Here is an 11,143-nt window from a genome sequence, read left to right on the forward strand (position 1 = left end):
GAGCCCCACCACGACGCACCAGGACCCGCCTCGCCGCAGCGGCCACGTCCTGCTTAGGATGGGGTGATCCACCGGAAGGAACCCCATGCCCAAATCCCCCGACGAAGCGTTGCGCACCACCCTGGCCCGGGTCGCCCCCGGGACCCAGCTGCGTGATGGTCTGGAGCGGATCCTGCGCGGACGGACCGGAGCCCTGATCGTGCTGGGCAGCGACCGCACCGTGGAATCGATCTCCTCGGGCGGATTCGACATCAACATCCTCTTCTCTCCGACCCGTCTGCGGGAGTTGGCGAAGATGGACGGGGCCATCCTCTGCGACCGGGACGCCTCCAACATCCTCAAGGCCGCGGTGCAGCTGGTGCCGGACCATTCCATTGAAACCCAGGAATCCGGGACCCGGCACCGTACGGCTGAACGCGTGGCCATCCAGACCGGCTTCCCGGTCATCTCGGTTTCGCAATCGATGCATATCATCGCCATCTATGTCCAAGGCATCCGCCACGTCCTGGAAGGGTCCGAACCCGTGCTGGCCCGCGCCAATCAGGCATTGGCCACGCTGGAACGCTATCGCAACCGGCTGGACCAGGTCACCAGCACCCTCTCCGCCCTCGAGATCGAGGCCACGGTGACCGTTCGTGACGTCGCCGTGGTGCTCCAGCGTCAGGAAATGGTCAGGCGCATCTCCGAGGAGATCGACCAGTATGTGCTTGAACTCGGTGGGGACGGACGGCTGTTGGCTCTGCAGTTCGACGAGCTCAGCGCGGGGCTGGGACCGGGCAGCGACCTGCTGCTCAAGGACTATTCCGAGGCCGGGACCGAGCCCGATCAGATCGCCGCATCCTTGGCGCGGCTGCGCTCCTTCAGCTCCAACGACATGATCGATCTGAACAGGATCTCCACGATCCTCGGTTTCACCCCGGGCACCGATTCGTTGGAGGCGGTGGTGCACCCCCAGGGGTTCCGTCTGCTCGCCAACATCAAATCGGTTCCCCGCGCGGTCGCCGATCGGCTGGTCGCCAGCTTCGGCGGCCTGCAGCACCTGATGGCCGCCAACATCGATGACCTGATGGCCGTGGACGGCATCGGCGAGCAAAGGGCCCGCACGGTCCGTGAGGGCCTCTCACGCATTGCCGAGTCCAGTCTGCTCGACCGGTACATGTAGGCCCGTCGGCGGCGGCCTACTTCAGCGAGAAGTTGACCTTGTCGCTTTCGACGTCGCCCAGCTTGGCGGTGAACGTGTAGGTTCCCGGGCGGGGCTTGGACTCGATGTCCTTGCAGCCGGGGGCACTGCGCTGACGATCCCAGGTGAAGCGGGCGCTTTCGGTCGCCCCTGCCTTCAATGTCATATCGCTATCGGAGGGATCCTTGCGGCAGTCCGTCGTGGAGAAGATCCGGTCCGATCCCGACACGATGCTGAATTCCTGCTGACTGGTCCCCACATTCACCGTGCAGTCCTCGGAGCCCGTGTTCTCGATCTTCATCTCCAACACCGGCTTCTCCGCAGGGTCATAGCTGCCTTGATCCGTAGCGGCACCCAACGTGATGTCTCCGGAGGCGCAGGTTCCGCCCGCCGCCTCCGCGGAGGAGGCCGTGCTGGAGGCCGATGCTTCGGCGCTGCCGCTTTCGGTGGCGGCAGCACTTCCGCTCGCCGATGGGGTGGCCTCGGCACTGGCCGACGGGGAAGGCGCCGAGCTCGAGGACGCGGCGGCCGGCGGCGGGCCGGCACCGTCGGTGGTCCTGGTGAAGAAGCCCACCACGGCGATCACGGCCCAGGCCAGCAACGCGAGAACGACCAGCAGAGCCACTCCAACGACGATTCGACGACGACGGAAGACTTCCGGACTGGGTTTGCCCCTGCCCGGAGACCGGGACTGCTGTTGTGCCATGCCCCTAGGGTATGGAGCAGCCGCGGCCACCCCCGGTTCCCACGCCGTGCACTAGGGTATTGGTGCCCCGCTTTCCAAGGAGTCACGTGCCACCCACCCCGCCGCTGGACCTCGATGCCCTCCATCACGACATCACCGGATGGTTCGCCACCGAAGGCAGGAACCTGCCCTGGCGGAGCCCGCAGTGCGGCGCCTGGGGGATCATGGTCAGCGAGTTCATGCTCCAGCAGACTCCCGTGGCCCGCGTCCTACCTGTCTGGGAAGAATGGATGCGCCGCTGGCCGGAACCGGCGGCACTGGCTGCCGAACCCGCGGGAGAGGCAGTGCGGGCCTGGGGCCGGCTCGGCTATCCGCGGCGTGCCCTGCGCCTGAGCGAGGCCGCCCGACGCATCGTCGAGGAACACGAAGGAGAGGTGCCCTCCTCCCCCGCTGACCTGCTCGCCCTGCCCGGGGTCGGCAGCTACACCGCAGCAGCCATTGCCTGCTTCGCCTTCGGGCAGCCCGAAACCGTCGTGGACACCAACATCAGGCGGGTCCATGCCCGCCTGGTCAGCGGCAAGGCCCTGGCCGAACCCAGCCCGACCGCTGCGGAAGCACGATTGGCTGGCGATCTCATGCCGGCCACCGGGGACGACGGGGGCGATCTGGCCTGCGCCTGGAATGCGGCGGTGATGGAATTGGGGGCCCTGATCTGCACGGCCCGCTCACCGCGTTGCGCCGAATGCCCGGTTTCGGCCTCCTGCGCCTGGATCGCACGGGGCAGACCCGAACCCCATTACACGCCCAAGGGCCAACCCTGGGCGGGGACCGATCGCCAGGTCCGCGGTGCCATGATGGCCGTCCTGCGCGCCAGCGACGACCCCCAACCCGCCGACCTGCTGGTGGACACCGCCCCGCCGGAGTCGGGGGGCGACGCCGAGTCCGATTCTGCGTTCCAACGGCTGAGGTCGCTGGCTGCGGGGGCTGAACAGCGCCGTCGATGCCTGGCGGGGCTGCTGCGGGACGGGTTGGCCGTGGAAACCGAGGCAGGAATCACCCTGCCGCACTAGCGGCGGGGACGGGGCCCGTCAACGACAACGGGGCCCCGCATACCGCGGGGCCCCGTGGCGCCGTGCGGCGCCTACCTCATGAAGGATGAACGGACTTATTTGTCCTTCTTGTCCTTGTCGTCGTCGCCGCCACCGAGGAACTTCTCCTGGGCGCCGTCGATGGCGTCCTTGTGGTCGCCGAGCTGGTCGCCGAACTTGTCCTGGGCGGCGTCCACGCCTTCGTTGATCTTGTCACCGTGTTCGTTCTTGAGGTCCTTGGCCTTGTCGCCGAGTCCACCCAAGCTATCTCCGAGTCCCATTTCTTGACCTACTTTCGTTGGTTTCCAGTTGGTACTTACGGTGCCACGGCTCCCCACTGGCTGCGGGGTGCGGCTCGTCGGCCCCCGAGGGACCTGTGCTGCCAGCGTAGGCACGAGCACGGCCGCTCGTCCACCATGACGGACCAACTAATCCGGGATTCATCCGAGCGCGAAATCCCGGGCCTCAGAGGTTCATGATCATCCTGGTGTTGCCCAGCGTGTTCGGCTTGACCCGCGCGAGGTCCAGGAACTCGGCGACGCCTTCATCGGTGGAACGCAGCAACTCCGAATACACCTCGGGGTCCACGGCGGTCTGATTCTCCATGACATCGAAGCCCATCGTCCTGAAGAAATCGACCTCGAAGGTCAGGCAGAACAACCGGCTGACCCCGATCCTGCGCGCGTTCTCGATCAACTCGATGAGCAGGGACCTGCCGATTCCCTGGCCGCGGCGGCTGTCCACGGTCGCCAGCGTGCGCACCTCGGCAAGGTCCTCCCACATCACGTGCAGGGCACCGCATCCCAGCAGGTCCCCCCGGTCCTCGGCCACGATGAATTCCTGCAGGCTCTCGAAATAGGCGACGGCTTCCTTCTCCAGCAGGACCCTCTCATCGGCCAGCGGCCTGACGAGCTGGCGGATCCCTGCGACATCCGATGTGCGGGCAGGCCGAAGTATGAAATCTGGCATCTACCCATCCTATTCCCGTCGGCGGCACCCTCCCAGCACATGACCAGGGGCCCGGTCGTGGATCTCCACGACCGGGCCCCTGGTGCAGGCGGGGATCAGGCTCAGGTGCTCAGGTGGCCTTCCTCGATCTCCGCGGGGCTGTCCTTGCCTTCCAGTTCCGGGGTCTCCTCGCGGCCGGTGAAGGTGAACTTGGCGTCCTCGCCCTCGCCTTCGACGTCCACGGTGACCGTCTGGCCGGCCATGATCTCCCCGAAGAGGATCTTCTCGGAGAGCTGGTCCTCGACCTCGCGCTGGATGGTCCGACGCAGTGGACGGGCACCCATCGCCGGGTCGTAGCCCTTCGTGGCCAACAAGTACTTCGCCTCGTCGGTCAGCAGGACGTGCATCCCCTTTTCGACCATGCGGGACTCCAGGCGGGCCACGAACAGATCGACGATCTGCACGATCTCCTCCTGCGACAGCTGCGGGAAGACAAGCGTGTCGTCGACACGGTTCAGGAACTCCGGGCGGAAGTGCTGGCGCAGTTCCTCCTGGACCTTGGCTTGCATCCGGTCGTAGTTGGTCTTCGTGTCGCTGGTCGACTGGAAGCCGGTCATGACGCCCTTGGAGATGTCCCGGGTGCCGAGGTTGGTCGTCATGATGATCACGGTGTTCTTGAAGTCCACCACACGGCCCTGAGAGTCGGTCAATCGGCCGTCCTCCAGGATCTGCAGCAACGAGTTGAACAGATCCGAGTGGGCTTTTTCGACTTCGTCGAACAGCACGACGGAGAACGGGCGACGACGGACCTTTTCGGTCAGCTGTCCGCCCTCCTCGTAACCGACGTAGCCCGGAGGGGCACCGAAGAGCCGGGACACGGTGTGCTTCTCCGAGTACTCGGACATGTCCAGGGTGATCAGTGCGTCTTCCTCGCCGAAGAGGAACTCCGCCAGGGCCTTGGCCAGTTCGGTCTTGCCGACGCCGGTGGGGCCGGCGAAGATGAACGAACCGCCCGGGCGGTTGGGGTCCTTCAGCCCGGCACGGGTCCTGCGGATGGCCTGCGAGATCGACTTGATCGCCTCGTCCTGGCCGATGACCCGCTTATGCAGCTCCGCCTCCATGTTCAGCAGGCGGCCGGATTCCTCCTCGGTCAGCTTGATGACCGGGATGCCCGTGGAGTTCGCCAGTACTTCGGCGATCAGTTCCTCGTCGACTTCGGCGATATCGTCCATATCGCCGTTCTTCCAGGACTTCTCCTTCTCGGCACGCTCCTCCTGGAGCTTCTGCTCGTTGTCGCGCAACGAGGCGGCCCCTTCGAAGTCCTGGGCATCGATCGCGGATTCCTTCTCCCGGCGGACCTTGGCGATCTGCTCGTCCATCTCCTTCAGTGCCGGAGGGGCCGTCAGTCGACGGATACGCAGGCGGGCGCCGGCTTCGTCGATGAGGTCGATGGCCTTATCCGGCAGGAAGCGGTCGGAGACGTAGCGGTGTGACAGCTGAGCGGCAGCGGCCAATGCGCCATCGGTGATGGTCACCCGGTGGTGCGCCTCGTAGCGGTCACGCAGGCCACGCAGGATCTCCGTGGTGTGTTCCACGGAAGGTTCCTTGACCTGGATCGGCTGGAAGCGGCGCTCCAGGGCGGCATCCTTCTCGATGTGCTTGCGGTACTCGTCCAGCGTGGTCGCGCCGATCGTCTGGAGTTCGCCACGAGCCAGCATGGGCTTGAGGATCGACGCTGCATCGATGGCGCCTTCGGCGGCACCGGCGCCGACGAGGGTGTGGATCTCGTCGATGAACAGGATGATGTCACCGCGGGTGCGGATTTCCTTGAGGACCTTCTTCAGGCGTTCCTCGAAGTCGCCGCGGTAGCGGCTGCCGGCCACCAGGGACCCCAGGTCCAGGGTGTAGAGCTGCTTGTCCTTGATGGTCTCGGGGACGTCGCCGCGCACGATGGACAGGGCCAGGCCCTCGACCACTGCGGTCTTGCCGACGCCCGGCTCACCGATCAGCACCGGGTTGTTCTTGGTCCGGCGCGAGAGCACCTGCATCACGCGTTCCTTCTCGAACTCGCGGCCGATGACCGGGTCGAGTTTGCCGTCGCGGGCCGCCTGGGTGAGGTTTCGCCCGAACTGGTCCAGCACGACCGAGCCGGCAGGCTGTCCTTCGGCCTGGCCCTGGCCGACTCCGGCGCCTGCGGTTTCCTTGCCGCCCTGATAACCCGAGAGCAGCTGGATGACCTGCTGGCGGACCCTGTTCAGGTCGGCGCCCAACTTGACCAGGACCTGGGCGGCCACTCCTTCGCCCTCACGGATCAGACCGAGCAGGATGTGCTCCGTGCCGATGTAGTTGTGGCCGAGCTGGAGTGCCTCACGCAAGGAGAGTTCCAGGACCTTCTTGGCGCGGGGGGTGAAGGGGATGTGTCCGGACGGGGCCTGCTGGCCCTGGCCGATGATCTCCTGCACCTGCTCCCGAACGGCACCGAGGGAGATGTTCAGTGACTCCAGCGCCTTCGCGGCGACACCCTCCCCCTCGTGGATCAGGCCGAGCAGGATGTGCTCGGTTCCGATGTAGTTGTGGTTGAGCATGCGCGCCTCTTCTTGGGCGAGCACGACAACGCGACGGGCACGGTCGGTGAATCTCTCAAACATGCGGCACACTCCTAGCTAACGCGTACTCACGATGCTACGCATCAAATGGCGCCAGATGGCCCGTGTTCGCCGTGGGGATAAAGCAGATTTCCCCACCGTCCCGCCGGCGGGGTGTCCGAGCCGGTCCCCGGGAGGTCCCGGGGGTTGCCGAAGCGGGCTCAGGACTCCGGATGTACTTCGCGGTAGGCGTCGATGACCTCCGAGTGCAGGCGGCCGCGTTCGCTGACCTTGAAGCCGTGGTCGGCAGCCCACGCCCGGATGGCGGGGGCCTCGGACGCGGAGTAGGCGGTGGAACGCCTCGCCCCGGCGACGAAGGGGGCCAGCGCCTCTCGCAGCTTCCCGGCATTGGCCTCGCCGAGGTCGATCTCGTAGTGGCTGCCGTCCAGACCGAAGTGCACGGTCTCGTTCGCCGTCGACCCGTCCAGGTCGTCGATGAGCGTGATTTCGACCTTGCGCGCCACGGGCGGCTCCTCACTTAGAAGGTATCGGGGCTTCCAGGCGGGCCCCGGGCATCTCGCCCTCGGGGTCCGGGGGTCGAGGTGTGCCTCCGGAGACCATGGTACTGCGGATGGGCCGATCTCGGCGTCCGGGAACCTACTCCCCGGGCCGGTCGGCGCTCCCGGGGTCGGGTTCCTCGGTAGGGGCCGTCCCCTCCCGGTGGGCATCGGCAGCGGACTCCGCCAGCCGCTCATTGCGATCCACCCGGAACAGGGCACGCATCACGAACCAGAAGACCAGTGCCGCGACGATCGTAGGCAGCAGCACCTCGACGTAGGCCATGGTCTAGGCCTCGGGCTTCAGGAGCGGGTAGAGGATGGTCTCGCGGATGCCGGCGTCGGTGAAGAGCATGACCAGCCGGTCGATGCCCAACCCGATGCCGCCCATGGGCGGGGCACCGTACTCCAGCGCCCGCAGGAAGTCCTCGTCCAGTTGCATGGCTTCGTCGTCACCGTCGGCGGCAAGTCGGGATTGTTCGGTGAGGCGTTCTCGCTGGATGACCGGATCGATCAGTTCGGTGAAGGCCGTGCCGCGTTCCATGCCCCCGATGATCAGGTCCCAGGCTTCGATGACCCCGGGTTGGGAGCGGTGCGGTCGGGCCAACGGCTGGGCCGCCGGCGGGTAGTCGTAGACGAAGGTCGGGTCGATCAGGGTCGGTTCGACGATCTCCCCGAACAGTTCGATGACCAGCTTCTCGGCCCCCCATTTCGGGTCGACCTTCACGCGGTGCTTCTCGGCGATCGATTGAAGCAGCCCGGCCGTGGTTTCGGGGGTGATTTCGGTGCCCACCGCTTCGGAGAGGGCGGGATAGACGCTAAGCCAGCGCCATTCGCCGTCGAGGTTGATGGTGCCCTGGGAGGTCTCGATCCGGCGGCCGGCCCCGACGGCGTCGGCGGCCTTGAGGATGATCTCCTGGATCCGTTCGGCCATCACGAACTGGTCGGCGTAGATCTCATAGCATTCCAGCGTCGTGAACTCGGGGGAGTGGGTGGAGTCCACACCTTCGTTCCTGAACAGGCGCCCTACTTCGAAGACGCGGGGAATGCCGCCGACGACGGTGCGCTTGAGGTAGAGCTCGGTGGCGATCCTCAGGGTCATGTCCTGGTCGAAGGCATTCAGATGCGTGTGGAAGGGCCGAGCCGAGGCCCCACCATGGATCAGTTGCAGCATCGGGGTTTCGACTTCCACATACCCGTGGCCGTAGAGGGTGTCCCGTACGGCACGGGTCACGGCGTCACGCTTGTAGATCATCTCGCGGGCCTCGTCGCGGACCATGAGGTCGGCATACCGTTGGCGGACCCGGGTCTCCTCGTTGAGGTCGGCGTGCAGCACCGGCATGGGGCGCAATGCCTTGGAGGCCATCTGCCATTCGGTGACCATGACGGAGAGTTCGCCGCGGCGGGAACTGATGACGGCACCCTTGACGAACACGTGGTCCCCCAGGTCGGTGAGTCGCTTCCAGTCGGCCAGCGACTCCTCGCCGATGTTGGCCAGCGAGAGCATGGCCTGCAGGCGGACGGCCTCGCCCTTCGGGCCCGACTCCTGCAACGTGGCGAAGCACAGTTTTCCGGTATTGCGGGCGAACACGATGCGCCCTGCCACGCCGACGATGTCCTGGGTCTCCTCGCCGGCTTCCAGGTGTCCGTACTTCTCACGGATTTGCAACAGGGTGTGGCTGCGTTCGACGCCGACCGGATACGCCTCGCGGCCGGCTTCGAGCAGCTCGGCGCGTTTGGCCAGACGCACCTGGCGCAGGTCATGCGTGTCGATGGTCTCGGCAGGGGTGGGGGCGGTGGGGGTCTGATCAGCAGTCACAGTACTCGATTCTACGTCCTTCGGCCGCGGCACGGGCACGCTCTTCCATGGGTGTGCCAACGGTCACGGTTTGCTGCACGGAAGCGCTCCACCGCCGTCTCCAGGAGGGGACGCCGGTAGAGCACCGGTCACCAGATGGCAACGCGCTCCTGGGGATCCAGCCACATCCCGTCGCCGGGCTTCGTGTCGAAGGCCCGGTGGAAGGCATCCATGTTCCGCGCCACCTGGTTGCAGCGGAACTCCCCGGGGGAATGGGGATCGGTGGTGATCCGGTTGACCATCGTTTCGGGACGGGTCAGCGACCTCCAGCACTCGGCCCAACTGTGGAAGAAGCGCTGGTCCCCGCTCAGACCGTCGATCTCTTCATCCACCGACAGCCCGCGGGCCTGCAGATCCAGGCGGTAGGCCTGGTAGGCGATGCCCAGGCCACCCAGATCGCCGATGTTCTCCCCCAGGGTGAGTTCGCCGTTGACGTGGTGCTCCGGCGCCTCCTCGGGGACGAGGGCATCATATTGGGCCACCAGCCGGGCCGTGAGTTCTTCGAAGGCCGCACGATCCTCGGCGGTCCACCAGTCGCGTAGTTGGCCCGTCCCGTCGAACTGCGAGCCCTGGTCGTCGAAGCCGTGGCCGATCTCATGGCCGATGACCGCACCTATGGCCCCGTAGTTCGAGGCCGGGTCCCGGTCGGGGTCGAAGAACGGGCTACGCAGGATGGCAGCCGGGAACCCGATTTCATTCAGCAGCGGATGATAGTAGGCGTTGACCGTCTGCGGATACATGAACCACAGGTCCCTGTCCACACCCTCATCGATTTTGGCCAGTTCACGGGAGAACTCGAATTCATTGGCGCTGGAGACATTGCCGATCAGGTCATCCGGGTCCGCCGATACGTCGCTGTAGTCGATCCACTTCACGGGATAACCGATCTTGGGGCGGAACATGGAGAGCTTCTCCTGGGCCTTCACCCGGGTTTCCGCGCTCATCCAACCCAAGGCGTCGATGGACAGCCGATAGGCGGCGATGAGGTTGCCGACCAGGTCCTCCATGAGGTCCTTGCTGCGTTGTCCGAAGTGCCCGTCGACATAGAGTTGTCCGATGTCCTCGCCAACGGCCCCCTCGGTGAAGGCCACCCCGCGCTTCCACCGCGGACGCATTTCGGTCACCCCTGCCAGTTTGGCCGAATAGAACGAGAAGTTCTCCTCCACGAAGGCCGCGGAAAGGAACGAGGCGTTGCTGCGCACGACCTGTACGGCCAGCCAGTCGCGCCACGCCCGGAGCGGCTGGGAGTGCAGCAGCCCCTCGACCCCCTGGAGGTAGCTGGGCTGCCAGACATCGACTTCGTCGTAGTACTTCTCGTCGATGCCCGCGCCCTCCAGCCAGAGGCGGAAGGTCGGCTGGAGGGAGAAGAGCCCCTCCGCTGACATCAGGTTGTAGCGGGCCTGGGCGTCGCGGCATTTGACGGCATCCCAATGATGGGCGGCCAGTGCCTTCTCCAACTCGACCACTCCGGCAGCTGCCTGGTCGGCGTTGGGTACCTCCACCAGGCCGAGCAACCGGCCCAGGTGTTCCTGGTATTCCTGCAACAGTTCAGCAAACTTCTCGTCCCGGTAATAGGATTCGTCCGGCAGTCCGAGGCCGGACTGGATGATGGAGAAGATGTTGCGGTCCGGTTGGCCGGCGTCGGAGTTCGCTCCGGCCTGGTAGAGCCCCGAGACGCCTCGCCGTTGAAGAGCCCCGCTGAGGGTCAGCAACTGTTCGATGCTGGTGCAGGCGTAGACGGATGCCAGATCCTCGCGGATGGGGTCCATGCCGCGGGCTTCGATGGCGTCCTCGTCCATGAAACTGCTGAAGAGCCCGGCGATCCGTTCCTGGCGGGCGTCGGCCACCCCGGCCGGCTCGGCGCTATCGTGCCGTGCTTGTTTGATGATGGCGTGCACGGCCGCTTCCGCCTCGTCGCGCAACTGCATGAACGACCCGTAGCTGCCCTGGTCCCCGGGGATCTGCGCGGTGGCCAGCCATTGGCCGTTGACGTGTCGGTACAGGTCGTCCTGGATCCTCACGTCGTGGTCGCGGTGGTCCTCGCTGGTCGCGGGTTCGGGCATAGTGCGTGAAGCTGGATCTGCAGTCATGGCTCCCCAGGGGTCGGGACGCCAGAAGTTCCCGTGGCGTCGATGGTGGTCTGACCCTCACCCTACTGATCGACTTCGGGCTTTGGCTGTGCGCCGGCCGAAGTTCCCCTGAACGCGAAAACAGGTAGCCGGCGGCCGGAACGCCGGCACGG

General features: G+C 65.9%; 10 protein-coding genes. 2 read left to right on the plus strand and 8 right to left on the minus strand.

The annotated features are described in order from the left end of the window. The first annotated feature begins 85 nt into the window (after positions 1-85). A complete protein-coding gene (gene disA / locus ACT3UE_RS15355; protein WP_444555324.1) occupies positions 86-1,162 on the plus strand; it encodes a DNA integrity scanning diadenylate cyclase DisA in 1,077 nt (358 codons plus the stop codon). A 16-nt stretch (positions 1,163-1,178) separates the two neighbouring features. Here the strand turns inward: disA and ACT3UE_RS15360 are convergent, their stop codons facing one another. Next, positions 1,179-1,886, minus strand: coding sequence for a hypothetical protein (locus ACT3UE_RS15360; RefSeq protein ID WP_444567005.1), 708 nt, complete (start codon positions 1,884-1,886; stop codon positions 1,179-1,181). An 86-nt stretch (positions 1,887-1,972) separates the two neighbouring features. On the opposite strand from ACT3UE_RS15360, the gene ACT3UE_RS15365 reads away from it, so the two are divergent. Continuing rightward, a complete protein-coding gene (locus ACT3UE_RS15365) occupies positions 1,973-2,935 on the plus strand; it encodes an A/G-specific adenine glycosylase (protein WP_444555322.1) in 963 nt (320 codons plus the stop codon). Between the two features lie 95 nt (positions 2,936-3,030). On the opposite strand, the gene ACT3UE_RS15370 is transcribed toward ACT3UE_RS15365, so the two are convergent. From ACT3UE_RS15370 to ACT3UE_RS15400, 7 genes are all read right to left on the minus strand, one after another. Further along, on the minus strand, positions 3,031-3,234 hold the full coding sequence (locus ACT3UE_RS15370) for an Rv0909 family putative TA system antitoxin (protein WP_444567006.1): 204 nt from the start codon (positions 3,232-3,234) through the stop codon (positions 3,031-3,033). 184 nt (positions 3,235-3,418) lie between these two features. Further along, positions 3,419-3,922, minus strand: coding sequence for an amino-acid N-acetyltransferase (locus ACT3UE_RS15375; protein ID WP_444555320.1), 504 nt, complete (start codon positions 3,920-3,922; stop codon positions 3,419-3,421). A 101-nt stretch (positions 3,923-4,023) separates the two neighbouring features. Beyond that, positions 4,024-6,549: an ATP-dependent Clp protease ATP-binding subunit gene (locus ACT3UE_RS15380; RefSeq protein ID WP_444555319.1), complete on the minus strand. Its 2,526-nt coding sequence runs from the start codon at positions 6,547-6,549 to the stop codon at positions 4,024-4,026. A gap of 158 nt (positions 6,550-6,707) precedes the next feature. After that, positions 6,708-7,010: a histone-like nucleoid-structuring protein Lsr2 gene (locus ACT3UE_RS15385; RefSeq protein WP_444555318.1), complete on the minus strand. Its 303-nt coding sequence runs from the start codon at positions 7,008-7,010 to the stop codon at positions 6,708-6,710. 133 nt (positions 7,011-7,143) lie between these two features. Continuing rightward, complete coding sequence (locus tag ACT3UE_RS15390; protein ID WP_444555317.1) at positions 7,144-7,329, minus strand: hypothetical protein; 186 nt, start codon at positions 7,327-7,329, stop codon at positions 7,144-7,146. A 3-nt stretch (positions 7,330-7,332) separates the two neighbouring features. Then, positions 7,333-8,817, minus strand: coding sequence for a lysine--tRNA ligase (lysS, locus tag ACT3UE_RS15395; RefSeq protein ID WP_444555343.1), 1,485 nt, complete (start codon positions 8,815-8,817; stop codon positions 7,333-7,335). A 173-nt stretch (positions 8,818-8,990) separates the two neighbouring features. Then, positions 8,991-10,991: a M13 family metallopeptidase gene (locus ACT3UE_RS15400; protein WP_444555316.1), complete on the minus strand. Its 2,001-nt coding sequence runs from the start codon at positions 10,989-10,991 to the stop codon at positions 8,991-8,993. Positions 10,992-11,143: the final 152 nt, after the last annotated feature.

Source organism: Arthrobacter sp. 179 (assembly GCF_052379645.1).
Taxonomy (GTDB): Bacteria; Actinomycetota; Actinomycetes; order Actinomycetales; family Micrococcaceae; genus Arthrobacter_H.

What these genes read in the sequence shown, in the direction of transcription:
- disA (WP_444555324.1), top strand. Translation starts at nt 86, where the DNA reads ATGCCCAAATCCCCCGACGAAGCGTTGCGCACCACCCTGGCCCGGGTC.
- ACT3UE_RS15360 (WP_444567005.1), bottom strand. Translation starts at nt 1,886, where the DNA reads ATGGCACAACAGCAGTCCCGGTCTCCGGGCAGGGGCAAACCCAGTCCG.
- ACT3UE_RS15370 (WP_444567006.1), bottom strand. Translation starts at nt 3,234, where the DNA reads ATGGGACTCGGAGATAGCTTGGGTGGACTCGGCGACAAGGCCAAGGAC.
- ACT3UE_RS15375 (WP_444555320.1), bottom strand. Translation starts at nt 3,922, where the DNA reads ATGCCAGATTTCATACTTCGGCCTGCCCGCACATCGGATGTCGCAGGG.
- ACT3UE_RS15380 (WP_444555319.1), bottom strand. Translation starts at nt 6,549, where the DNA reads ATGTTTGAGAGATTCACCGACCGTGCCCGTCGCGTTGTCGTGCTCGCC.
- ACT3UE_RS15390 (WP_444555317.1), bottom strand. Translation starts at nt 7,329, where the DNA reads ATGGCCTACGTCGAGGTGCTGCTGCCTACGATCGTCGCGGCACTGGTC.
- ACT3UE_RS15400 (WP_444555316.1), bottom strand. Translation starts at nt 10,991, where the DNA reads ATGACTGCAGATCCAGCTTCACGCACTATGCCCGAACCCGCGACCAGC.